This window comes from Streptomyces sp. NBC_01454, assembly GCF_036227565.1.
Lineage (GTDB): Bacteria > Actinomycetota > Actinomycetes > Streptomycetales > Streptomycetaceae > Streptomyces.
In genome coordinates this window covers 395,703-420,157 of the sequence record NZ_CP109461.1, presented here as the reverse complement: position 1 = coordinate 420,157, position 24,455 = coordinate 395,703, and the positions used below count along the sequence as shown (strand labels likewise).

19 protein-coding genes and 2 pseudogenes are annotated in these 24,455 nt (G+C 70.1%); 14 read left to right on the top strand and 7 right to left on the bottom strand.

The genetic code is table 11. The annotated features are described in order from the left end of the window. Positions 1-42 precede the first annotated feature (42 nt). The 3 genes from OIU81_RS38635 to OIU81_RS38620 form a co-directional block, all read right to left on the bottom strand. Positions 43-1,059, bottom strand: coding sequence for a glycosyltransferase family 2 protein (locus OIU81_RS38635; RefSeq protein WP_329142466.1), 1,017 nt, complete (start codon positions 1,057-1,059; stop codon positions 43-45). Further along, the gene (locus tag OIU81_RS38630) at positions 1,056-3,650 is read right to left on the bottom strand and encodes a YfhO family protein (protein WP_329142467.1); all 2,595 of its coding nucleotides are present in this window, start codon (positions 3,648-3,650) and stop codon (positions 1,056-1,058) included. The genes OIU81_RS38635 and OIU81_RS38630 overlap by 4 nt, the downstream gene beginning before the upstream one ends. Before the next feature lie 1,438 nt (positions 3,651-5,088). Continuing rightward, entirely contained in the window at positions 5,089-6,264 is a 1,176-nt protein-coding gene (locus OIU81_RS38620; protein WP_329142468.1) for a PP2C family protein-serine/threonine phosphatase, read from the bottom strand. On the opposite strand from OIU81_RS38620, the pseudogene OIU81_RS38615 reads away from it, so the two are divergent. From OIU81_RS38615 to OIU81_RS38550, 14 genes and pseudogenes are all read left to right on the top strand, one after another. Continuing rightward, positions 6,225-7,057: pseudogene (locus OIU81_RS38615) on the top strand (IS5 family transposase). The gene OIU81_RS38620 and the pseudogene OIU81_RS38615 sit on opposite strands and share 40 nt — an antisense overlap. 37 nt (positions 7,058-7,094) lie before the next feature. Then, positions 7,095-7,919, top strand: a pseudogene (locus tag OIU81_RS38610) (lantibiotic dehydratase); the annotation flags it as partial. After that, a complete protein-coding gene (locus tag OIU81_RS38605; RefSeq protein WP_329142469.1) occupies positions 7,916-8,989 on the top strand; it encodes a lanthionine synthetase LanC family protein in 1,074 nt (357 codons plus the stop codon). The pseudogene OIU81_RS38610 and the gene OIU81_RS38605, both read left to right, overlap by 4 nt. A 38-nt stretch (positions 8,990-9,027) precedes the next feature. After that, the gene (locus OIU81_RS38600) at positions 9,028-9,663 is read left to right on the top strand and encodes a thiopeptide-type bacteriocin biosynthesis protein (protein WP_329142470.1); all 636 of its coding nucleotides are present in this window, start codon (positions 9,028-9,030) and stop codon (positions 9,661-9,663) included. A gap of 179 nt (positions 9,664-9,842) precedes the next feature. After that, positions 9,843-11,081 carry a methyltransferase, FxLD system gene (fxlM, locus tag OIU81_RS38595; protein WP_329142471.1) on the top strand — a complete coding sequence of 413 codons (1,239 nt, stop codon included), beginning with the start codon at positions 9,843-9,845 and terminating at the stop codon, positions 11,079-11,081. A 542-nt stretch (positions 11,082-11,623) separates the two neighbouring features. After that, positions 11,624-12,181: a hypothetical protein gene (locus OIU81_RS38590; protein WP_329142472.1), complete on the top strand. Its 558-nt coding sequence runs from the start codon at positions 11,624-11,626 to the stop codon at positions 12,179-12,181. Positions 12,182-12,858: 677 nt separating this feature from the next. Next, entirely contained in the window at positions 12,859-14,856 is a 1,998-nt protein-coding gene (locus OIU81_RS38585) for an ABC transporter ATP-binding protein (RefSeq protein ID WP_329142473.1), read from the top strand. Positions 14,857-14,943: 87 nt separating this feature from the next. Beyond that, positions 14,944-15,066: a hypothetical protein gene (locus OIU81_RS38580; RefSeq protein WP_329142474.1), complete on the top strand. Its 123-nt coding sequence runs from the start codon at positions 14,944-14,946 to the stop codon at positions 15,064-15,066. Between the two features lie 505 nt (positions 15,067-15,571). Further along, complete coding sequence (gene fxlM, locus OIU81_RS38575; protein ID WP_329142475.1) at positions 15,572-17,908, top strand: methyltransferase, FxLD system; 2,337 nt, start codon at positions 15,572-15,574, stop codon at positions 17,906-17,908. After that, complete coding sequence (locus OIU81_RS38570; RefSeq protein WP_329142476.1) at positions 17,905-18,324, top strand: MazG-like family protein; 420 nt, start codon at positions 17,905-17,907, stop codon at positions 18,322-18,324. The genes fxlM (OIU81_RS38575) and OIU81_RS38570 overlap by 4 nt, the downstream gene beginning before the upstream one ends. Further along, the gene (locus tag OIU81_RS38565; RefSeq protein ID WP_329142477.1) at positions 18,321-18,818 is read left to right on the top strand and encodes an NUDIX hydrolase; all 498 of its coding nucleotides are present in this window, start codon (positions 18,321-18,323) and stop codon (positions 18,816-18,818) included. Before OIU81_RS38570 ends, OIU81_RS38565 begins: the two co-directional genes overlap by 4 nt. 74 nt (positions 18,819-18,892) lie before the next feature. After that, positions 18,893-20,014, top strand: coding sequence for an NUDIX hydrolase (locus OIU81_RS38560; RefSeq protein WP_329142478.1), 1,122 nt, complete (start codon positions 18,893-18,895; stop codon positions 20,012-20,014). 29 nt (positions 20,015-20,043) lie between these two features. Beyond that, on the top strand, positions 20,044-20,511 hold the full coding sequence (locus OIU81_RS38555) for a hypothetical protein (protein ID WP_329331888.1): 468 nt from the start codon (positions 20,044-20,046) through the stop codon (positions 20,509-20,511). A 67-nt stretch (positions 20,512-20,578) separates the two neighbouring features. Beyond that, complete coding sequence (locus OIU81_RS38550) at positions 20,579-20,881, top strand: hypothetical protein (RefSeq protein ID WP_329142480.1); 303 nt, start codon at positions 20,579-20,581, stop codon at positions 20,879-20,881. Positions 20,882-20,920: 39 nt separating this feature from the next. Here OIU81_RS38550 and OIU81_RS38545 read toward each other — a convergent pair whose 3' ends face one another. The 4 genes from OIU81_RS38545 to OIU81_RS38530 form a co-directional block, all read right to left on the bottom strand. After that, positions 20,921-21,109: a hypothetical protein gene (locus OIU81_RS38545; protein ID WP_329142481.1), complete on the bottom strand. Its 189-nt coding sequence runs from the start codon at positions 21,107-21,109 to the stop codon at positions 20,921-20,923. Between the two features lie 499 nt (positions 21,110-21,608). Beyond that, entirely contained in the window at positions 21,609-22,766 is a 1,158-nt protein-coding gene (locus OIU81_RS38540) for an MFS transporter (protein WP_443074112.1), read from the bottom strand. Positions 22,767-22,838: 72 nt separating this feature from the next. Then, positions 22,839-23,948 carry a M56 family metallopeptidase gene (locus OIU81_RS38535; RefSeq protein WP_329142483.1) on the bottom strand — a complete coding sequence of 370 codons (1,110 nt, stop codon included), beginning with the start codon at positions 23,946-23,948 and terminating at the stop codon, positions 22,839-22,841. Positions 23,949-23,951: 3 nt separating this feature from the next. Continuing rightward, on the bottom strand, positions 23,952-24,341 hold the full coding sequence (locus OIU81_RS38530; RefSeq protein WP_329142484.1) for a BlaI/MecI/CopY family transcriptional regulator: 390 nt from the start codon (positions 24,339-24,341) through the stop codon (positions 23,952-23,954). Positions 24,342-24,455: the final 114 nt, after the last annotated feature.

Here is a 24,455-nt window from a genome sequence, read left to right as displayed (position 1 = left end):
CGAAGCGCAGTACCTGGAGCAGCTGCTGCGCTCGGGAAGGCATCAACGCGCCCGTGCGGCGCCCGTACGGGAGGCCGGTGCCCTGCGGGCGCACCGTGCGCGGCGGACGAGGCGGCCATGAGGGATGGCAGCGGGGTGAGGCCTGGCTTCTTTCACCAGGTAGTGCGGGCGCCGTTTGGTCTCGTAGTAGATGCGCCCGATGTACTCGCCCACGAGGCCGATCATCACCATCTGTAGTCCGCCGAGCCCCGCCACGGAGACCAGCAGGGTGACATAGCCGGGGACGTCGATCCCGTTGACGGACGCCAGAATGACGATCGCTGCCGCGTAGAGGAGCGCCATCCCGGCCATCGCCAGTCCCGCGTAGATGGCCATGCGCAGAGGCCGGTTGTTGAATGAGATGAGTCCGTCCATCCCGTAGTTCACCAGGGAGCCCAGGCGCCACTTGGTCTCTCCTGCCTCGCGAGCGACGTTCGGGCAGTCGACGGTCGCGGTGTCGAAGCCGATCCAGGCGAACAGTCCTTTGGAGAAGCGGTTGTATTCCGGGAGGGAGAGCAGCGCATCCATGGCGGGGCGGGACAGCAGGCGGAAATCGCCGATGCCGTCCATCAGTTCGACGTCCACGAGCCTGTTGACCAGGCGGTAGTAGAACCGGCTGAACGTGGAGCGAGCCGCCCCGTCCCCGTCGCGGGTACGCCGTGCGACAACCTGGTCATGGCCCAGGGCGTGGAGGTCGAGCATCCGGGCGATGAGCTCCGGCGGGTGCTGGAGGTCGGCGTCCATGAAGACCACGGCGTCACCGGTGGCTTCCCGCAGACCAGCCAGCATGGCTGCCTCCTTGCCGAAGTTGCGGCTGAAGGAGAGGTACCGGGTGTTCCGGCCGTGTCGCAGTCGCAAGGCACGCAGCCGGTCCAGCGTGCTGTCGCTGCTTCCGTCATCCACGTAGCACAGCTCGTAGTCGACACCGTCGAGCCGGTCCAGACTGTCCCGGACCCTGTGGTCGAACAGCTCGACGATGGCTTCCTCGTTGTAGCAGGGGACGACGATCGTCAGTCTCATAGCGGACACCTCCGTAGCGTGTGTCCGGACTGCCGGTCGGCTGTCGATCGTCGCCGGGTCCGGGGAGCGTCGGTTCCGGTCGCTGCCCCAGCCGTTGGTCGCTGTAGTCGGCAGGCGGTCGATACGACGATCAGGATGAGCAGTGCCGCAGCGGTGACGGCCAGCCCTGGCGTCAGGCCCGGTGGCCAGTAGGAACACGACACCCTGGTGGCGCCCGAGCCGAGCGGGGCGGCCAGCAGGCCGTGGTAGGAGCTGCCCGGCAGAGCGGCGGCCCCATCGACCGAGCAGCTCCACCCCGGGACGGCGGTGATGGCGAAGACGGCCGTTCCGCTGCTGGCTCGTGGCAGCCGCGCGCTCATGGTGTGACCGCCGGCGGTCACGGTGACGGCGCCGGTGGTCCGTAGCCGGGAGGCGGCATGAGCCAGTGCGGACGGGGAGAGGCAGCCGACCGGGGCCGGGGGCAGTGTCTGCGCGGTGGTTGCGCTGAAGACGACCGCTAGGGAGCCGCTGTCCGGGACGGTGCCAAGGGGCTGCAGCCGGTTGCTGGTCTCCTCCCGGGCGCCGCGCAGCAGGACGTGGGTGTCCGGGACGTGTACCCGGCCGGCGAACCAGGGCGCGTCGAGGTATGCCTTGCTGCCCGCCAGGCAGCGGACGGCGAGGGCTGGCTGAGGAGAGTCCTGAGGTGCTGCCGGGACGGACCAGCCCTGGCTGTTGCGTGCCGGTGCAGGTACGCCAGCACCGCTTACCGGCACCGGCACGGGAACGTTCCACACCGCATCTTTGAGCAGGAGGTTCTGGAGGGCGAATGGGTTGTCAGCGTGTCTCGACCCCGGGGTCGTGTCTGCCGGGTGCACGGTGACCAGGGGAGCTGCCGGACCGGTGCGCCGCTGGACGAACCCGCTGTGTGTCGGCCGGGCAGCTGCGAGATAGCTGGTGATACCGAACAGTGCGCGTGAACCGTCGTCGCCGGGGCTGAGCAGGTGGCGCCCGTGCATGTACCAGCCGAGGCCCAGCGCGCGGAGGGTGCGGGCGGTGCCGGCGGGGACGTAGCTGCTGTAGTAGGCGCCCCCTTGGCCACCTATCAATAGCGGGTCGTTGTCAGCGAACTGGTGTGGTCCGGAGTCGGAGCGTCCCACGGGCCAGGTGTCGGCAGCGAGGACAGCGGTCCGGGCGGCCTCGCTCTGCGCGTTCATGGTCAAATGCGGGGCGTAGAACCTCACCTGGTCGCGAAGCACCGTGGCGGCGTAGGCGGAGAGGGCCGAACCAAGAAGAACGAGCGCCGCCAGCGCGGTGCCGACCGCCCGGGTCGGCAGTCGGCGCCCGCGGGCCAGGTGCAGGGCAAGCAGCGCCAAAACGGTACCGCTGCCGACCACGGCCAGCGAGATCCAGGTGTACCGGTGCACGCCGGGGCGGCTCGCGGTGATCAGTGCGAGCACCAGCAGCAGCACGGATCCACCGAGCAGGGGCAGCGGCCCGGGCCTGCGGGCCAGCGCCGACCAGGCTGCCATCGTCATCAGCGCGCTGAGGACGAACGCCGCGCGGTAGTGGCTGCCGTTGGGCAGTGCAAGGCCGTGCCACAGCAGGACCGTCGGCTTCCACGCGAAGGAGGCGGCGACCACCGCGATCAGCCCCAGCCAGGCGCACCGCTCCCGCAGCGGCACGGCGCGCAGAAACGGCAGAGACAGCAGCAGTACCAGTCCCAGCATGCCGATTGCCACGTAGGGCACCGAGTGGGGACTGCGGCCCGCTGGCAGCAACTGGGCAAGGAAGTCAAAAGGGTTGACCCGGTGATATGCCTCGGGTTGGGGCGGTTGCGAGTCCCTGCTCGCCGCTCGGCAGACCAGAAGCACCGGTGCTGCCAGCGCCACTCCGGCCATCAGCGTCGACCCGGCCCGCAACAAGATCCACAACGGCGCCCGGCACTGCCCGGCCATCAGCATCCGTGCCAGCAAAACCAGAATCGCGCAGAGCGAGGCCATGGCAGCGGTGTAGAAGTTGCCGTACCAGCACAGCGCCACCAGCAGACAGCCCGTCACCCAGCGGCGCCGCTGCAGCGCCCAGTCCATGACGGTGCACAGCAGCGGCAGGGCAGCCAGGCCCCATATCCACATCGGATCGGCAGAGGCGTCGTCCACGGCCCAGGCGCACACGCCATAGCCGGCGCCGAGCAGCGCCCGCAGCCAGGGCGAGCCGGGCCGGAGCCGGCCCAGAAAGCCGGTCATCAGCGCCGCGGCGAGGCCGATGCACAGCAGGCCGCCCAGGAAGATCGGCAGATCGACGGCGCTGCGCGGGAAGAGCAGGACCAGCCAGGAGAACGGGTAGGCCAGGTAAGTGAAGAAGTCCGCCAGAAACGGGACGCCGAAACCGCTGTTCCAGTTAAGGAACAGGTCGCCGCCGCCGGCCCCGTGCACGAGGTCCCACAGGTGGGCGTGGAGCGGGACGAACTGGTTGCCGAGGTCGTTGACCGCCCGCCCGCGCGGCCCGAAGGGGTAGATGCCATGTCCTGCGCTGCCGATGCAGTACGCGGCCATAGCGAGTACCGCTGCCAGGATCGCCCCGCCCGTTTCCGCACCACGGTCGGCGCGCCTCACCCGTCGGGTGGCTTCCTTTTCCCCTTCTGCTTCCGCTGCCGCAGTCACGGCACTGCAGGCTTCGGACGCGTCGCCGGCACAGAACGCCGGCTCCGTGGCCTGAGCGGGTCTCGGAGCCTCGAGGTGGGAGTCAGCTCGCCCACGCCCACCATGACAGACGGGGTTGCTGCCAGTCCCCCGCCGAGCCACAGGGCACCGCACTCCGACACGGAACCCGGCCTGAGAGCCGAAGCTCTCATCGTCAAAGGGGCCCGAGGGTGTGCCCGCAACCCGCCACGCGCCATCGTCGCACTCCTGCCAATTCTTTCCGCCTCAGGCTTCGCGGCCTGCGAGGGAGCTGGGACGCAGGACCCGTCCGGCCGCCGATGGAACTCTAGGAAAATAGACCATATATATTCCAAATCGGCCTGTTATAGCGTCTGCGGCGTCGCCTGCGCGAGTGGCTGCCGGGGTGGGACGACGATGCCCCGCGCGGGGTGCGGTTGAGCGGTTCGGCGGTATCGGCGGTACGGGTGTCGACCAAGTCCGGAAAGGTCATCTCCCGGGGGTCCGGGGCGGCTGGCATGGGGCTCTTGACTGGGAGCCGGCCGCAAGCCACACCCCAGCCCGCCATTTCGTCCGAGAGATCCTCCGGTGGCCGTCCCGACACCACAGCGCCGGGACGGCCACCGGAGGAAGACCGGACGTGGACGGTCACCCCGTACCGCCAGGCATATGCCACGCTGGGCAGCGCCAGGACCTGGCTCCCTTGGTTCTGGGGTCCGACGTGTAGACGCCGTCCACATCGGTGCAGATCTCGCAGGAGACAGGAGACAGGCGGCCTCCGACCCCAGCTGGAGGGAGGGCGGGAGCCGGAGACCTTCGAGATGTAGCTACCGAAAACAATCCGTACAGCCGTGCGACAACACGTCGGAAGACCCCCAGCCGGCCGAGGGCGGGGGGGCTCCGTGCGGGCCCGCGGTGCGCTGGAGCGGAGCCCGGCCCCCGCTCCAGCGCCTCAAGGAAAGCCATCAAGCGCGCGGAAGCGACCGGACCGGCGAGATCACCGAGCACCCACACAAGTGCTGCGTATCGACACACCGAGAGAGCGCATCAAGAACCATGCACAGCTATCCACACCGAGCACCTTTGATGCGCCGAGCCCGGCCCGCCCGACCGTCTGCGGCGCCGGGGGCCCAGTGCTCACTGGTTTCCGACGCCGTTGCTGCCCCTCGTCGTCCGCCTCCTCTCCTTGCCACCGCTGCTGTCCTCCTGCCGGATGAGGCCCGGGAGGCGCGCAGCATCCGGTTGCCCCACTGTTGTAGGTGCGGGGCGAGTCCGGGGGTGCCGTCGATGGTGTCGTCAGGGCCTAGGTCGGTGCAGGGACCCGGTGCGGGCGCGGCGGCGGAGCACGGCGCTGCCTGCTATCGCCGCTGAGCATTTCACTTGGCGCGCCTGCTCATTGGCTTGTTGCGGAGCCGTGGCGGAATCCGCCGCCATGGATGATCCTCCCGTGGCGACGGGGCGGATGCGGAGCGGTCGTGCGGCGGATCGCGATCAGGGCGGCGTCGTCGTCGAGGCGTCCGCCGGCGTGGGCGAGAAGATCGCGCCGGATGTGATGCAGAAGGGTCTCGGGGCTGGCGTCGGTCCACTGGGCTGTCCGTTCCGTGAACGGGTAGAACCCGCCGGCAGGGTCGCGGGCTTCGATGACGCCGTCGGTATACAGCAGGAGGGTGTCCCCGGGCTCGAAGGAGAACACATCAAGGGTGTAGTCCTCCGGTCCAGTGCGGCCGACCCCCAGCGGGGGCGCGGGGTGCACGAGAACGGTGACCGCTTCGCCTGGCCTGAGTAGCAGTGGCGGAGGGTGGCCGCAACTGGTCAGCCGGGTGATGGGGTCCTCGTCGGGGATCTCCAGCAGCAAGGTGGTGGCGAAGCGTTCCCCGGCCTCGTCCTCTGGTTCGAAGTCGGCCATGTAGCGGGCGACGCTCTGTTCCAGCCCAGCGGCCAGCGCCGGCAGTGTGGTGTGCTGGTGGGCGGCCTCGCGGAAGGCGCCGAGCAGCAGGGCGGCCTCGCCGATGGCGGGCAGGCCCTTGCCCCGCACGTCACCGATCATCACGCGGGTCCCGTGCGCGGTGCGGGTGGCCGCGTACAGATCGCCGCCGATCTGAGCCTCGGCTTCGGCCGCCAGATACAGGCAGGCGACCTGCAACGGCCCGATCCGGTCCGGCAGCGGCCACAGCAGGACATGCTGCGCGGCCTCGGCAACCGACCGCACCTGCGCCAATTGCCGACTGCGCCGCTCGCGCACCGCACTCAAGAACACGACCAAAACCGAGAGCAACGTGATGGTGACCAACTGCACCATGTGGTTCGTTGTGGCCAGCCCGCCGTGAAACACACCAATGATCGCCTGGGCCGCCAAGGCCAGAGTCCCGATGAGGCCGGTCAGCCGGGGACCGGCGAACGAGGCAGTGATCGCAGGCGCGATGACCAGCGCCGGTCCCAGGTGGACGTCTGGGGGAGAATGGATGTCCACCACAGTGATCACCAGGATGAGTACAACAGGGATCGCCAGCAGCGCATGGCTGGACCGCCATGCCTGCCGCAGACCGGCAAAGCGCTGCTGGGCTGCCACATCTCCACCCTGCACCCCCTCGGGGGTGCAGGCGAGCCCGGACACCAAGACGACATCCCCCCGCCAAGCGTCCGCAGGGCGGAGGCCGGCGCCGAGCAGGTGACCGCGAGGCGCTGGTGGCGATCGTGTTCGTCGCGACGTCGGGCTGCACCTGGAGGCAGCTTCCTCCTGTGTTTGGTCCGTGCTGGCAGACGGTCTACCGGAGCTTCGCCCAGTGGAGCCGAGACCGGGTCTGGGCCCGGCTCCACCGTGTCGTCCTCGATGAACTCGGGGCCAGGGGCGAGCTGGACTGGTCGCGATGCGCGATCGACTCCGTCAGCGTCAGGGCGGCAAAGGGGGCCTTTGACGGGACCGCATCCGACCGACCGCGGCAAGTTGGGATCGAAAATCCACCTGGTCACGGGCCGGAACGGACTGCCACTGTCCTTGGGTACCTCCGGCGCGAACATGCACGACAGCCAGGGCCTTGAGTCGCTCGTCCGTGGCATTCCGCCCATCCGTTCCCGTCGTGGCCCGCGCCGCCGCAGGCCGGCGAAGCTGCACGCCGACAAGGGCTATGACTACGAGCACTTGCGCCGGTGGCTCCGCAAACGTGGCATCCGGCACCGCATCGCCCGCAAGGGCATCGAGTCCTCGCAGCGTCGGCCGTCACCGCTGGGTCGTCGAGCGCACCGTTTCCTGGCTCGCCGGCTGCCGCCGACTCCACCGCCGCTACGAGCGCAAAGCCGACCACTTCCTCGCCTTCGTCGGCATAGCCGCAGCCCTCATCTGCCACGGCCGCCTCACCAAATGAAACGACGTCTTTAGCCGCGCAGGTCCATGCCCACTCGGTCCAGGCTCTGGAGCGAGGAAACTTCCGGCTCCGGGTGCTCACCGTCTCCCGCTCGGCCGGCTCGATGACGGGCCGGTTCTGGCACCTGGTCTCGGATACAGGCGCAACGTACAGGGATCTGCCCACGGTCGACCCCGGCGCCGAGTTGGCCCAGCTTTCCTTCCACGCCGGGCGCGTCCCGGCCGACCTGCTCACCCGTGCCCCGCGGGTGCTGCCCCGGATCGTCAGCGTGGGCGAGTTCCGGCACCCCGACGACTGCGTGCTGTTCCCCTCCGACCTGGCTGTCGGCGTCCGCGACGGCCGCCCCTACTTGGTTGAGATCGCCACCGGCACGCACCTGGAACTGCTGGCGCCGACCGCGATCAACTTCCTCTGGAACAACTACACGCCGCCGACGGCCCGGTTCCTGGGCGAGATCAATCGGGCCACCACACCGCAGGTCACCTGGTTCGACTGGGGCGCGGCATGGACGCTGCCCTTCACCCCGGCGCTCACCTACCGGCGATCCATCCTCGCGGCCGCACGGTGGAGGGTGCGGACCCGGGATCTGCCCTGCCGGACCGCGACGCTTGAAAAATGGGCCGAGCAGTTGCATGCCTGGCGGGGCCGGTTCCAGGTGCCGGACCAAGTGCTGCTGGCCGAGGACGATCAGCAACTCCCTCTCGATCTGAGCCAGGACGTGCACCTGGATCTGCTGCGCGCTCACCTGGACGCCAGCCCCATCGGCGTCGCAACCCTGCACGAGGCGCCGCCCCCCGACGGCGATGGCTGGCTCGGCGGCCGGGCCCACAGCCTCGTCCTTCCCCTGGCGGCACGCTCATGATGACCACGGCACTCTCGCCCCGCACGCAGGACCTCTCCGAGGGCGCTCTCGGGATGGCGTTGTTGCACATCGAGCGCGGTGACCTGTCCACGGCGCGGCGCCACCTCGCGCAGGCCGTCGCACACGGCGTGAGCGCCGGAGGCAACGCGTCTCTGTTCCACGGAGCTCCCGCGCTGGAGTTCGTGCTCGCCCGTGCCGGGCATGCCAGCCGCGGCGTCCGCGAAGTCGTCGACCGCGTCGTGGACGCCCGGCTGGCCGCAGCGCGACGACGGCAGCAATCGGGGGCTCTCCCCAACCTCGCGGAATGGGACCTCATCCGCGGCCTGACCGGACTGGGCGCGCTCCTCCTCACCCGCGGAGCACCCTCCGCCCGGCTGACCGACGTGCTGGCCTACCTCGTCTCCCTGTCACGGCCGGTGCACATCGCGGGCGGAGAACTGCCGGGATGGTGGTCCGCGGTCGTGCCCGACGGCGAGGAGATGGCCGCCGGGCACGGCAACAACGGCATGGCGCACGGCATCGCCGGCCCCCTGACCGTGCTCTCTCTCGCCTCCCGGCACGGCATCCAGGTGCCGGGGCAGCGCGAGGCGATCGACGTGTTCGCGCGCTGGCTGGACAGGTTCGGCAGGTGCTACTGGACCACCCGCGCCCAACTGGACGCCGCCGAACCGCCCGAGCCCGATCCCGCCCGCCAGTCATGGTGCTACGGCCAGCCCGGCATCGCCCGCGCCCAACAGCTCGCCGCGCTTGCCCTGGGCGACCCGGCCCGACGCCAGGCGGCAGAGGACACCGTCGCCCGCACGCTGACCGACCGCTCCCACCTCGCGCGGATCACCGACGCCACGCTCTGCCACGGCTGGGCCGGCCTGGTGACCCTCGCCCGCACCATTGCCGCCGACAGCCCCGCCCCGCAACGCTTCACCCCCGCGATCGGCGACCTGCAACAGCGCCTTGCCGCAGACCTGGACCGGCTGCCCAAGTCCGGCTTCATGGAGGGCCGCAGCGGCGCGCAGCTCGCCCTCACCGGCACGAACGCCACGGACTGGACCAGCGCTCTGCTGATCACCTGACCCCGCACCGATCCCACCGACAAGGAGCGCCCACGCGTATGGACTTCGACGACGACGAGAACCTTCCGATCCCCCTCGACACCACCTGGTGGCACGCCAGTGTCGCCTTCCCCGGAGGCGCGGTGAGCCCCGAAGCCGCCCAGGTCCTGTCGGCCGCACTGCACAACCAGCGCTTCCACTTCCTGCGCAAGGACTCGGGGCTGCGACTGCGCACCGAGCGCCCCTGTGCAGCCGTGCTGGACCGCCTCGTCACCGAGCAGCAGGCCACCGGTTGGGTCGGCGGCATCTACGAGCCCGAAACCGATGCCTTCGGCGGGCCCGAGGGCATCGACGTGGCGCACGATGTGTTCTGCGCCGACAGCCGCAGCGCCCTGACCGAGACCGGCAGCCCCGGCACCCGCGAGCGCTGCGTGATGTTGCTGTCCGCCATGATTCGCCAAGGCGGCCTGGACCCGTTCGAGGCCGGAGACATCTGGTCCCAGTTCGCGGCCCTACGGCCCCCCGTCACTGCGCCCACCGGGCCCGCGCTCGACCGCTCGGTCTCGGCTATGCGGCGTCTGATGAACGCGGACGCCAGCCGCCGGCCGGACGCCGAACCGGGCTGGGCCGAGCGCGTCGCCGCCTTCGAGGACGCAGGCCGTCGCCTGCGTCAGCTCGCGCTGATGGGCGACTGATACGTGGCCTACGCGCCGTCATCGCCCATCACGCGATCTTCGCATTCAACCGCGCCGGCGTGCCTGCCACCGAGCAGGCCGCCACCGCATGGCTGGGCCGCCAAGTCGCCTTCTCCACAGGGAAAGACGCCGACGTGTCCACCCACCGGTCCACTTCTGCGGACCCTAACCTCACGCGAATGGAGACCACCGTGACACCCGTCACCGCCCCCGCCCACCTGCGCGAATCCCTGGCGAACCGCCTCGTCGACAGCGGCCACCTGCGCACCCCCGCCACCATCGACGCCTTCCGTACCACAGACCGCCACCAGTTCCTGCCCGGAGTCGACCTTGAGTCGGCGTACAAGGAGGACGCGGTCCCCATCAAGCACGACGAGCACGGCGAGATGATTTCCTGCATCTCCGCGCCCTCCATCGTCGCCACCCAACTCGAACAGTTGGGCGCGCAGCCCGGCCACAAGGTTCTGGAGGCTGGAGCCGCCACCGGCTACAACGCCCTCCTGCTGGGCAAGCCCTTCGGCCCCAGTGGGCACGTATGGACCCTGGACGTCGACCACGACCTCGTCGCCGGCGCCCAGAAGAACCTCGCCCAGGCCGGGGGTATCAACGTCACCGCCGTGCTGGCCGACGGCGCCGCCGGCCTTCCCGAGCACGCCCCGTACCACCGCATCCAGTTCACCGTCGGCACGGGCGACGTCCCCGTGAAGCTCCTCGACCAGCTCGCCCCCGGAGGACGTCTGGTCCTGCCCATGCGGATTCGCGGCAGCATCAGCCGGAGCTTCGCCTTCGAGCGGGACGGCGACACTTGGAAGACCGTCTCCTGCGAGATGGCCACCTTCATTCCCCTGCGCAAGGGCGTCTGTGACGACATCTACACCCTCGTGCCCATGGCAGGTGAAGGCAACGTCCGGCTGGAGACCTTCAGCGAGCAGAACGTGGACCGCGACGCGATCCGCACCGTCCTGGACCAGCCGCAGACCAAGATCTACACAGGGGTTAAGTTCCGCGCGGGATCACCGTGGGAGTGGCTGTATCTGTACCTGGCCTGTGCGCTGCCCAACGGCCTGTCGCGCCTCCCGGGCGCTCGCCCCGGCTTCACCCCGCACTTCGGCTGGGGATCCATGGCCACGCTCGACGGCGACTCCCTGGCCTACCTGACCATCCGCGAAGGCGAGGACGACGAGGGCCGGTTCTGGGAGATCGGCGTCATCGGCCACGGCTCCCGTGCCAACGCGCTCGCCGAACAGGTCGTGAGCGAAATCCGCGACTGGGACGCGGGCTGGGGCAACACCGGGCCGGAGCCCGTCTTCCGAATGGCGGTCGGGGACGCCCGCGACAAGCTCGCGGCGGCCGACCCGCGCTTCATCGTCGACAAGGCGTATAGCCGTCTCGTCGTCGACTGGCCGCGCAAGGGCTGAGCCAATGATTCCCGCGATAGCCAGCCGCATCCCTCTGGTCCGCCGCTCGAAGGCGCCGGCGCTCCCCCTGGACGACCGCATCACCCACCTCAACGGGCTGATCATCGCACCCGCAGGCGCGAGCCACCACGACCTGATGGCACGTGCCTGCGGGGTCCTCAACTACGCAGCGCTGATCGCCTCCGACGTCGGACTGCCCGACCTGGCAGCCGACCTGTGCTGGAGACAGCACCAAGTCTTCGCGGATGCCCGGGACCTGACGGGCGACGTTTCCGTGATGTCGTTGATGCCCCTTATCAATGTCTCCCGGTTGCTGACCCGCGAGGGCGACGGCGAAGCCGCCTACGACGTCCTCTCCCGCCTCTACCGCGCCGCCCAGAAGCGCGGGGCAGACGAGATCCACGGACGCACCGTCGACCTGTCGGCGCTGACCGGTACGGACGCGAATCACCGCAAGGTCTGCCAGGAGCTGTGGGTCACCGTGCTCGTCGACGGCCCGCGCCCTGGCACGGGTCGGCCGCTGGACCGAGGCCGCCGACGCCATGGCCAAGCATCGCGGCATCGGAAAACGCCTCCTCGACGGCCGCCAAATCCAGATCATGGCGCTGATGGAACGCGGCCTCGACCAGCAGGCTCGCGACACGATCGACACCACCATCCCGACGGAACCGTGGGAGAACGCCATCGCGGCCCTTCTGCGCATCCACTGCCGACGCGTGGCCTCGCGCACGCCGCAGCCGGAGCTGGACCTCGCTCTGCAAGGGGCAGCCACACTGATAGCTACGCCCGACCCCTCGACAGCAGCGTTCCAGACCAGAGCCGGACTGGCCGCGCTCGATCTGGCCCATGACCGAACCAGTCCCCACGCGACCCCACTGCAGGATGCCATCGCGAACGTGGCCGTCCTCGACGCCTACGCCGCTCGCGACGTCCTGAACCACTCCTTAACCCGTCCCCACCTGACCAGCACCCAGACCCAAAACCTTGGCGCCGTGCTCACCGCGGCAGGACTCGGCACAGGGCATCTCTCAACAGCCCACATGCAAGCCCTCACTGAGGCCGTAGACAAAGCGGAAGTCGACCTCCGCGGTCTTCTGTGACCGTCCAGCAGACAATTCGTCCGTTCGGCGCTGCGCCAAGCGATCACCGCCTACCTGCGCCGCAGACCCGCCGCCTACGAGGCTCCCGCATGCGAAGGGCCGGCACCGCCCGACGGACTGCCCCACGACGACTCCCGCCTGAGATCAACCCACGGCCGCCGCCCAGGAGCATGACCTGAAACACCCAGCCCGCCAGGGCAGCGGCACGCCAGCGCCACTGCCCTCTGAGCCATGCCCGCACCCCCTCCCGCACTGCATCGACCAAGCCGACACAAGCCCACGAAGGAGTGAAACGCACCGTTCGAGTGCCGGCCTGCATCCACAGCCAAAGCCGCGCCCACCTTCCGCCACTGAAGAGAACGTGCATCCACTAAGTGCCTCCTCTTCACCCGTTACGGGGAGCAGGACGAGCCGTTCTTTAGAGCACCTGTGCCCACCAACGTTCTTTCCGGAGGAGCCATGAACCCTGTGCAGATCGACGCACCACACCCCCTTCGATTCGAACGGAGACAGCCCGCGCCCGTAGCGGCGGCCCTCCCCAGGCACGTAATTGACGCCTCTACCCGGCGTTCTCTCCACTCATCCCGTCCGGATACGTGGTGGTGGGCATGAAGCTGTGGATCAATGTGACCCGCTCTACCCGGGCCGTGAGGCGCGACCGCGAAGGAGGAAACAACATGAAGCGCCGGCTGACAGAAGCGGACGGCGTCTCAGCGGCGGAACGCGAGCTGTTCGGGGGACGGCTGCGCTGGGACCAGTCGTTCATCGGACACGAAGGTGCGGTCGCCCGTATGCGGTTCGGGCAGATGGCCGCCGCGCTGCCGCACATGGTGGGTGTGGTGTTACGGGCCGGTTCGACCGCAGACCGCCGGGCACTGATCGGTCTGGTGGTATCGCAGATCGCACAGGGTGTGACGGCCGCGCTCGCCTTGGTGGCCGTCAATGGTGTGCTCAACCAGTTGTTCGCGGACGGCCCGACCGGAGACAAGCTGCGGCAGTCACTGCCTGCGCTGCTGATGTTGGCGGTCGTCTCCGTCGGGGCGGCCCTGCTGTCGGCCTGGTCGACAGCGATGTCCGGACGGCTTGAACCGCAGGTCGAGCGGGCCGTCTCCACCCAGTACTACCGAGCCGTGACACGGGTGGAGGTCGAGGCTACTGAACAGCCGGACGTACAACGGCACTTGGAGGCTGGGAAGTTCGGCACCGATTCCGCCAGGCGGATGCTCGGTCTGTCCGTGGGCGTTTCCGGCGTCGTGATCGGCATGGTGGCTGCGGCTGTCGTGCTGGCCTCGCTGCACTGGGCTCTTCTTCCGATGCTGCTGGCCATCGCCCTGCCCAAGGGCTGGGGGGCTGTGCGGTCCGCCCGGCGCGAATACATTTCGCGACTGCACTGGGTGGACCACCGCCGGGCCGTGGCCAGCCTGTTGCAGTACCTGACGATGCCGCACGCGGCGGGCGAGATCCGGGTGCACGCGGCCTCCGCGCTGCTGCTGCGCGGGTACGGGGAGATGTCGGGGCTGATGGAGACCGAGCAGCGTCGCCTGGCCCGGGCCCAGGCTCGCACGGACCTCGTCGCCGGCGCGTTCTCCGGTCTGGCGTCCCTGGGCTGCTACGGGATGTTGTGGTGGCTGCTGACCAGCGGCGGACTGCCACTGGCGGTCGGTGGCACCGCGGTGGTCGCCATTCGCAACTCCACCGCCCGGCTCACCTCCCTCGTGCAGCAGGTCAACCGCATGTATGAGGAGATGCTGCAGCTCGGCGACACCGAAGCGGCCACCGAGCTGGCGGCGAAGCACGCCATCCCGACCACGGGTGCGCCGCTTCCCTCCCCGGTGCGGGCCATTGAGGTCCGGGACGCCTCCTTCACCTACCCGGGGGCGACGACGCCCTCGCTGCGCGAGGTGAGCGTCTCCGTGCGCCGGGGCGAGGTGACGGCACTGGTGGGCGCGAACGGCTCAGGAAAGTCCACGCTGGCCAAGCTCCTGGCCGGGCTGCTGCTGCCCAGCAACGGAGAAGTGTGGTGGGTGGGGGCAAACGGAGAACGGGTGGAGGTACGCGAAGCTAACCGGTCCGAGGTCTTCGGCTCCATCGGGCTGCTGGCGCAGGACTTTCCGCACTGGCAGATGACGGCCGCCGCGAACATCGCCGTCGGGGCCGGTGACCGCCCGCGGGACATGATCCAGGTCAAGGCTGCTGCACAGGCCGCCGACGTGGGAGACCTGATCGAGGGCTTGGAGCACGGATGGGACTCCATCGTCTTCAAGGGATATGAACGCGGTGTGCAGCTCTCGGGCGGGCAGTGGCAGAAGCTGGGCAACGCACGCAGCCGTTACCGCGACGCGCCGTTCCTCCTGGTTGATGAACCGACCTCCGCCCTCGACCCGCACACCGAGATCGAAGCGTTCGAGCGTCTGCGGTCCGTGGCAGGCAATGGCACCGGGGTCGTGCTGATCACCCACCGTCTCGCCGCAACCACCACCGCCGACCACATCTACGTCCTCGACGACGGGCGCATCGCCGAACACGGCACGCACGACCAGCTCATGACCGCCGGTGGCCTGTACCACGGCATGTTCCAAGCGCAGGCCGCCCAGTACGGAATCGCCCTTCCCCCGGCAGACGGACTCCCCACACCTCGGCGCGAAGACATGCGTGAGCACAGGAAAGCCCGGTGAGCACTGCTCGCAGAACCCCGCCGAACACCCTCCCCAGGCGGCGCTCCGGCGCCGAACTTTCCCTCTTGTCGATTCCCAGGTGATGACATGCCGCCCAGCCGCTCCCTCATCCGCAGCACTGTCGAGGCGTATCTCGAACGCCACCCGGACGAGCGTTCCGGTCTTGACGCTCTCCTGACGGCTCTCGACCGCCCTGCCGCTTCCCTCTGAGCGCCCTGACCTGGACCGGGGAGGGCGGCGCACCGGTCTGGCACTACACCTGGCCGGACTCCCGGCGTGGCTTCTGCCCGGGATGCGGCAGCCAGCTGTGCGCTGTCGACGACGGGGCCAACAGCATCGCGATCACCCTCAGCACTCGATGACGCGTCCGGCCTCGTGCCGGTCAACCAGAGCTTCCGCGAGGACGCCGTCTCCTGGCTGCCCCCCGGTTCCAGATGCCCAGCACAGCAGCGGCACCTGACCTCGCACCGAGCGTCCGTTCCACTCCAGCTGCGGCAAAGGCCCCGCAACTGCCCCTCTGTCCACGTCCGGACCGCCTGTGCTCGCGATCAGCGATCTGCGACCCCGTCGGACGCGGTGCCCGAACAGCCCACGACCGGCCCGAGCAGTCCGCGGCAGCCCGACCTGCTCGGGCGGTCCGGCCGCACCTGGCACACCTTCGTGCCATCCCTCGCGTGTGAACCGCCGTACACCACCGCTGACAAGGAGCGACCCTGTGTCATACGACCGAGCCGATTGGTCTCAGCACTACAAGGACGGTCGCGGATTTCGACCACTCCGTGACTCGGAAAGGGCCCTGATCGCCCGGCGCGCGCCCGCCCCGGACGACGGGCGGGCTCTGGAGCTGGGCTGCGGCACCGGTGAGCTCGCCGCCTTCCTCACCGAACTCGGCTACACCGTCGATGCCGTCGACTTCGCCGAGGGCGCCCTGGCCCGTGCCCGGAAGGAGCGCGCGGGCGCCGAGCGGGTGCGGTGGCTGTGCCTGGACCTCGAGCACGACGATCCGGCAGAGCTGAGCGACGACGGCTACGACCTGATCACCCTGCGCCTGGTGTTCCCCTTCCTGCACGACCGCACCCGGGTCCTGCACCGCCTCGCCGCGCGCCTGCGGACAGGCGGCGCACTGGTGGTGATCACTCCTGTGGTGGCGACCACGCCGGACGAGCGACGACTCATCGCGCTGGACGAGGAAGAGATCGCTCTGCTGACGGAGGGATGGTCACAGGTGGAGCGGTTCGAGGCGGAGGGCCTGGCGGTCCTGGTGCTGCGCGGCCCCGCCGGGGACTTCGCCGCGGTGGAGAAGGGCCGACCGGAGCCGCAGTCCGTCGTAGGTGTGTGTGCGGTGGTCACCGACGACTGCGGGCGCGTACTGCTCGGCCGGTCGACGCGGGGCATGTGGGAGCTGCCCGGCGGGCGCGTCGAGGCCGGCGAGTCCTTCCAGGCGGCAGCGGTGCGGGAGCTGGCCGAGGAGACCGGCCTGACGGCCGCCCTCGGCGACGCCCACCTCCTGACCGTCCTGCACGACGACCGCGCGGACGTCCGGCGCCTGTCCGCGGTGGTACGCGTGAGCGCGTGGGGCGCAAGGCTCGGCTTGCCCGAACCGCACCGATTCCGACGATGGGAATGGCACGACCTGCACGCCCTGACCCACCTCGGAGCCCTCTTCACACCCACCGCCCACGCACTGGAAGCTGTGTGGCCCGGCATCCTGCCCGCCCTGCCGCCGGTGCACGCCTACCCGCACGCGATCGCGCCCCCAGCCGTCGGCGGAGAACCGGCCGAAGCCAGCCGCCTGCGGCAGGAGATGACCGAGCGCGTCATCGCCGGAGGCTGGGCGCCCTCCGCGGCGGTGCAAGACGCGCTGAGGACAGTGCCGCGGCACCGATTCACCCCGGAAAGCGAGTTGCGGACCGCCTACGACGACGACCTTGCCGTCGTCACCAGCCGGGACGAGACGGGGACGGCCGTCAGTTCGGTGAGCGCGCCCTGGCTGCAAGCCGACATGATCGAGAAGCTGCGTCTGGAGCCCGGGATGACGGTGTTCGAGGCCGGTTCCGGCGGCTACAACGCCGAGCTGATCGCCCGCGTCGTCGCCCCGGCCGGGCGCGTGGTCACCGTGGACCTCGACCCGTACGTCGTCCAGCGCACCCGGCGGTTCACCGCGGAGGCCGGCCGCGGTCAGGTGACGGTGCTGCTCGGCGACGGCAGCCAGGGCGCGCCCGGACACCTGCCGCGCGGTGGCTTCGACGGCAGCGTGATCACCCACAACTGCTGGGATGTTGCCCCTGCTTGGCGAGAGCAATTGGCCGAGGGCCGGTATCTGGTGCTGCCGCTGGAGATCCACGGCTACACCCGCGCCATCGCACTCCAGCGGCATGGAGATGTGCTGCACGCACGGGACTGGACGTACTGCGGGTTCGTCCGCGACCGCGGGGCCGCCGCCCGCAGCACTCCGATCACCGACTTGGCCGGGGGCGAAGTGCAGTTGTGCCACGAGGACGGCACGTCCCCTGATCCCGCGGGCTTGGATGCGGCGTTGCGAGGTCCACGGCATGAGGTGCCCACCGGCGTCACCGTTGCGGGGATGGAGCCCTTCGAGACCCTCCAGCTCTATGCGGCCACCACGCTGCCGGGGTTCTGCCGGCTGGCCGGCGCCCGGGACACTGCGCTGGCCGCCCTCCCGTACGGCGCGGACGCCGCCGCTACCGTCGCGGACGGCTCACTTGCCTACCTCACTCACGTCCTGGTCAAGGATGGAGAGACGCCTGAAGAGCGCCGCTCCGAGTTCGTCGTCCACGCCGTCGGCCCAGCCTGCGCTGAGCTGGCAGAGCGGATGGCTGCCTGCGTACGGTCCTGGGACCAGCACGTGCGCGGAACCGGCTACCCGCAGATGACCGTGCACCCGGCAGACACTCCCGACCACGCACTCCCCACCGGGCACGTCTTGGACAAGACCTCTTCCCGCCTGGTCTTCCAGTGGCCGGGTCAGCATCCCGCCGCGCAGGCCACGGCCGAAGCAGCGATTCTCACAGAGGCCGGAGGTAGCCGATGAGCTCGAGGACGGAGCAGACGACGCCGCCGTCGGCAGAGCCCGGCCCGGTGGAGGAGGACATCTGGGAGACGATCGGTCGGCTTGCCCGGCTCTTCGAGGCCCACGACGGCGCCCGCGGCCTGGATCAGGCGCAGCAGTGGACCTTGCAGGTACTGAAGATTGCCGAGGAGACCGGCGAAGCCTCCCAAGCCGTCATCGGTGCCCGCGGCACCAACCCCCGCAAGGGCGACAGCCACACCTGGCAGGACGTCCACAGCGAGGTCGCAGACGTCGTCATCACGGGCATGGTCGCCCTCGCCCGTATGCGCCCCGACGACGCCGAGCAGTACCTCCGGCACCAACTGGCGGCGAAGGCCGCCAAGTTTCTTCCGGCCGCGTCAGCCGCCGACCGTCCGTCCCCTGGGGAAACAACATGACTGGCACGTGGCTGCCTCCCGAGCAGTACATCGCGACCTTGCCCAAAGCCACCGTCTACGGGTGTCTTTTCGTCACGGACGAGGCATACCACCCGCTCCAACTGCGTGCTGCGCGCAACCCTGATCTGTGGCAGTGGCCCGGCGGCAACATGGACCCGGGAGAAACGCCCTGGCAGTGCGCGCTGCGCGAATGCCTCGAAGAGACCGGCTTGAGTCTCGCTGTCGAACCGCGGCTGCTGGCCGTGCACTTCCTGCCTCCACTGGGTGACTGGACCACGCACAAGCTCGGTTTCGTCTTCGACGGTGGCCGGCTGACCAGGCGGCAGATCGACAGCATCGTCCTGGACCCGGACGAGCACACTGAGGTGGCCGTCAAGTCACTGGACGTCTGGAAGCAGGAGATGTCCGCGCACTCCTTCGCCCGACTCCAGGCGGTCGCCCGCGCCCGCCACACCCGATCGGTCTGCTACCTGGAACAGACAGCCCTGCCATAGCGAGAGGGGGAGCGGAGCGCTTGCCTTCTCCGCTCCCCTGGCGCGACCGGCGTCCCCCTACCGAAGGAGCATCAATGGACACCTCCGCCAGCAGCACCTCGGCTGCCGAACCCGGACAACCAGCGATGTCACACGAGGAATACGCGCGCTCACGGCATTCGGTCTGGCTCGGCGCGGCGGCGTTGTTCACCGACGAGATCGGCCGTGTCCTGCTGGTCAAGCCGACCTACCGCACGCAGTGGCTGCTGCCGGGCGGCTGCATGGAAGCAGGCGAAGGCCCCGATCAGACCTGCTGGCGCGAAGTCCAGGAGGAACTCGGCCTGTCGATGCCACTCGGACGGCTTCTGGCCGTGCACTGGCTCGCCCCCGGGCACCCGGACCGCACCGAAGGAGTGCCCTTTCCCGGCGAGGTCCGCTACGTGATGGACGGCGGAACCCTCACCCCGCGAGACATCGCCAGGATGCGTCTGCCCCAGGACGAGCTGAGCGGATACGAGTTCCTCGACTCGCGGGGGGCAGCCGAGCGGATGATCCCGGTCGACGCACAGATCCTGCTGGCCGCGCTGCGCGCCCGCCTGGCCGGCACCACCGCCCACCTCAGCGGAGGCCGGCGCGTCGGCCCCGTTCCGCCCCTGGACCGGTGCCAGGTGCACACCCGGCCCCGGGCCGGACGCGGCTGGCCCTGGCACCCCGGCCGCGCCCCGGAACACCTCCCCATCCCGCAGGCGTGGGGCTGGCTGTTCGCACCCGACGGCCGGGTAGTACTGGTCATCGACCCGGAAGAACCCTTGGCCATGCTGCCCGGCGGCACCGTCGAATCCACCGGCGCCTCACCGGAAGCCGCCCTCGTGCGCGAGGCCGCCGAAGAAGCACAACTGACCCTCGGCGAGGTGGAGAGGCTGGGCTGGGTCTACGACGCCACCGGGGAGGTATACGGAGGGATCGGCGAGTGCGCCCGGTTGCGACTGGCCGCGCCGATCACCGGGGCCGAGCCCTCATTGGTTGATCCGGCCAGCGGGCGACGGTTCGCCCGGTTGCTGGCCACGCCGCATCAGGCTGTCGCCCTGCTCGGCTGGGGTGAACAGGGCTATCACCAAGCCGAGCATGCCGCACGCATCGCCCGCAGCCGGTGGGGAATTCCGCTCGCCGCTCCGTCGCCCATCACGGAACTCCCCTCCCAGGGCGGGCTGTCGTGACATATGCCCCATCGCACCACCGACAGGAGATGCTCTTGATGCGGATAGCGAACTTGAACGCCTACAAACTGAGGCTCAACGATCGGGACACCGCTGGGTGGCAGGACCGGGTCACCGCAATCCGGGAACTCAACCCGGATATCCTCGGCCTGCAGGAAGTCCGCGTCGACGAGGACAACGATCCCGCGACGTGGGATGACGAGGCAGCCGAGATCGTCCAGCTTCTCGCAGCAGACTGCGAATTCACCGCCACCGCGCTCGACACACGTGGCCGGCCGCGCACCGCGATGGCCAGCAACTCTCATCGTGGCTGGTACACAGCGGCGATGTGGAACCCCGAGTCCGTCCGCTGCCTCCCCGGCAGCTTTCGTCCGTACGGCGCCCCCGACTTCTGGCACGGAGTCACCACCGCCGCATTCGACATCGGAGCAGTCGAACCGTTCACCGTGGCCGTCTACCACGGGCGACCCCATCCGAGGTGGATTCCGCGCCGATGAGTCCCTACGCCTGAAGAGCATCTTCCGCCGCACCGGTGGGGCCAAGCCCGGAGCCATCATCTGATACATGGTCGATGCCGCGGCTCACCTCGGCGTGGCCTGGCAGCCCACCGTCGGCCACTGGACTGACGGCGAGGGGGACCCCGATCCTTGGGGCTCCCGCCGTATCGACCTCATCCTCGTCAGCCGCCCCCTCGCACCCGCGTTGATCGCCTATGGGACCAACCGAAGCGCCGCCGCCAGCCGGGCAGCCGATCACTTGCCGATCTATACGGACCTCGACCCTGACCTGATTTCCCGGGAGTTCGCGAATTCTGAAGGGACAACGGAGCAGAACTCAGGGGGCGTTGGCGCCAGGAGCCGGGCTTGATGGCGTGGGTTGTGGAATCCGCGGGCTGCCTCGGGGCGCTCAGTCGAGCGCGGCGAGCACGAGGCCGCCGAGCGCCAGGACCATCCATGCCGCCAGGTAGGTGAGGGCGGCGCTTGGGGAGACGGCGGTCCGCAGGACGCCAGCAACGCCGCTCGCGGAGAGGTTGCCGAGGGACTGCTCGCTGGCGAAGAGGCAGAAGGCGGAGCGGGCTTGCGCGAAACCTTGCACGGAACGCGTTGCAAAGGTCGTGGCCAGGTCTCCCAGTCAAGCTCTGAGCGATCTGGGGCAGGAGCGGCTGCTGCGGCTGAGGGAGTGCGGTCCTTCGAACGAAGACGGCTGGAAGTTTCAGCTCCCGTCCAAGGGCGCGATGGGTGAACACACGCACACAGGGGTCGTGGAGAAGTGGGCGAAGCGGTGGGGCGCCCGTGAGGCGACGAAGCTGACGGGAGTCTGATCATTGAGGAGGCGACGCAGCTTGCCCCGCCGCAGATGGTCGAGGGTGACCCGCGCACACTGACGCTGCTGGATGTCAACGCGCGGTTCCAGCCACATGAGCAGTCCCGGCAGTTGGTCGCCGACATACGCCGGGAGGGACGCCCGACCTCGACGCCGCTGGAGTGGGAGGACACGGTGACTGGCGCATCGCCTCGTTGATCAGTTCAGCGCCTGCTCCGCCAGGCTGGCGGTACACAGCGAACCGTCGGTCGGCGTTGGCCTGAAGCCCTGGTCATGCCTGTGGTCCATCCGCCTGCGCAGGCGCCGTGCGGCGCGCAATGAGGACGACTGTCGGACCCACCGCCAGGAGCAGGGCGAGAGCGGCGTACCCGTAGGCGAGGGTGGCGAGCGTGGCAGCGGCGCCGACCAGCAACGGGCCGCCCGCGTCGCCGAGTTCGCGCCCGAGTTCGGCGGATCCCATGGTCTGGCCGAGGCGTTCCTGGGGGGTGGAGGCGGCCAGGGCGGCGAAGCCGAGTGGGGTGATCAGGCCGGTACCGGTGCCGATCAGTACCGCGGCGAGCAGCACGCCGGCCGGTCCTGGCAGCATCGCGAAGCCCAGGCCGCCGGCCGTGGTCAGGAGCCCGATGCCGAGGCCGGTGGGTGCGCTGAAGCGGCCGGTGTCCAGGGCACGTCCGGCCTTGGGCTGAACGATGGCTGCGCAGGCGGCCAGGAGCGAGACGGCGGCGCCGGTGGCCACGGTGTCGAGACCGGCTGCCCTGCCGGAGACCGGCAGGAAGCCGACCCCGACCGAGAGTGCGGCGGCGGCGCCCGCGAGAGCGGCAGTCGGCTTCAGGAAGGCCGGGTCGGCCAGTCGCCTCGCCAGGTCCCTGACGGTCTGGCGGGTGCGCGGCAGCGGTGGTACGTGCGGCACGGCCAGCGCCGCCCATACCGCGACGGCCGCGCCGAGCAGCGCCATGACCGTGAACAGCGGCCGCAGCCCGCCGGCCCAGACCAGTACGCCGCCGAGCAGCGGGCCGAGGGTGTAGCCGATGGACTTGTAGAAGCCGTAGCTGCCGAAGGCCCGGCCATGCTTGGCGGCCGGGTTGAGCCGGGCGACCAGCGCGGAGGCGGAGGGGGAGAAGGCGGAGGCGGCGGCGCCCTGGCCGAGGCGGGCCGCCCATAGCCAGCCGGGGCTGTCCGCCAGCGCGTACAGGGCCGATGCCGCCGCGAAGGCGACCAGTCCGCCCAGCAGCACAGGGCGGGCGCCGATCCGGTCCGCGAGGGTGCCGAAGACGGGCTTGAGCAGCACTTCCGCCCCGTCGTAGAGCGCGAGCAGCCCGCCCAGCACCATCATCGAGGTCACCGCGTCGGGGGAGAAGCCGCCCAGGTTGGCTGCGATGGCGTGGGCGCCGAAGGCGGTGGTGAAGGCAGCCGCGTACAGGGGCCACATCTGCCGCCGTCCCGCCGGAGCGATCTGCTCAGTCGCGGTCATCGGTCTGCCTCCCAGGTCTCGTGCAGGGCGCTAAAGACCCGCTCCGCGTAGTCCACGCACGCCGCGGCGGTCGCCTGCCTGCCCGGGGTGTGGCATGCCTGACTGCTGCCCCGCCTCCGCCGGGTACCGCACCTCGCGCACTTCGGCCCGGTGCCGGGCTCTGCAGTCGTTGCGGCCGGTGACCGGCACCCCGAGCCGGTCGGCTGACCTATCGCCCGGCTGGTGAGCGGACGTGCAGCGTGGGTACATCGCGCCCGCGAACATCGCGTCGGTGTCGACGGCGGCCTCCGCCAGGCTGCCGCAGCACAGTGCCAGTAGCAGGCCGCCTGCGATCAGCGGCAGCCGTCGGGGGCGCCGTGGCGGGGCGAACAGGGCCCGGACCCGGCGCGGTACCGGTCCGCCGGCGGCAGCCAGGGCTCCCGGGTGGCGGCGGGCGCCGGAGGTGGCCAGCGCCGCCCGCGCGACAGCGCGGGCGACCACCGTGCGGTCGCCCGTCGCGGCTGCGGCGTCCTCGTCCGCCCAGCGTTCCAGGACGAAGGCGCCTGATGTCGCAAGGGGGCGCAGCAGCGGGTTCACCGCGGCCGTGAGCCGCCAGGTGATCTGGAAGGTGTGGTGGCGGTGGCGCAGGTGGGCGCGTTCGTGGGCCAACAGGGCTTGTCGTTCCGCGTCATCGAGAGCGCGCAGCATCCCGCGGGAGACCACGATCCGGCCCGGGGCCCCGGGCAGCGCGTACGCCTCCGGCTCCGGGATGTCGATGACGGCGAGCTCGCCGCCGGGCAGCCGCCCGCACTCGCGCCGCGCTCGCAGCAGCGCCCGCAGGTGCCTGCGCACGGCGACACCCAGTGCGAGGATGCTTGCGGCCAGGATCAGCCCGCAGATCACGGCCACGACGGAATGTACGGGATTCTCGGCCCGCAGCACGGTGATGGACCAGGGCCCCTGCTCGGCGACCTCCGGGATCTGCCCGACGCCGGTGAACGCCAGCAGCGCCAGCGCCCCCACCCATCCCCCGGCCGCCACCAACGCGGCGCAGGTCAGGGCCCAGGCCGCCGGGCGGGGCGGCAGGCGAGTCGCTGCCCAGGGGGCGAACAGCGCGAGCAGCGCGCTGATCGCGAAGGGGACGTAGACGCTGACCCGCACCGGTCACTGCTCCCGTTGCTCGCCCAGGAGCCGCTGCAGCAGCCGCTCGTCGTCCGCGGACAGCTCGTCGACGAACCGGGACAGCACCGCCTCGCGGTCCGAGCCGTGTTCCAGCAGCGAGCGCATCTGTCCGGCGGTGTGGGTGGCCTCGTCCCGCGCGGGTGTGAAGGCGTAGCCGCGACCTGCCTTGGTCCGGGTCACCAGGCCCTTGTCCAGCAGCCGGGACAGGATCGTCAGCACCGTGGTGTAGGCCAGGTCGCCGGGAAGCCGCTCGTTGACCTGTGCCGCCGTCAGCGAGCCGTCCGCCGCCCACAGCGTCGCCAGCACTCCGCTCTCCAGCTCCCCGCGCGCCCGCCTGCGGCTGTCGGCTCCCTCGCGGTCCACGTCACCCATGCCGTTACACGCCTTCCTCGCCCCGGCCCCGATACGCCGCCGCCGGTATTTCCGGTGGCCACTCGGCGGCCACCGAATCTACTACGCCTTGTAGAAGAGTAGCTGCCTCGGCCA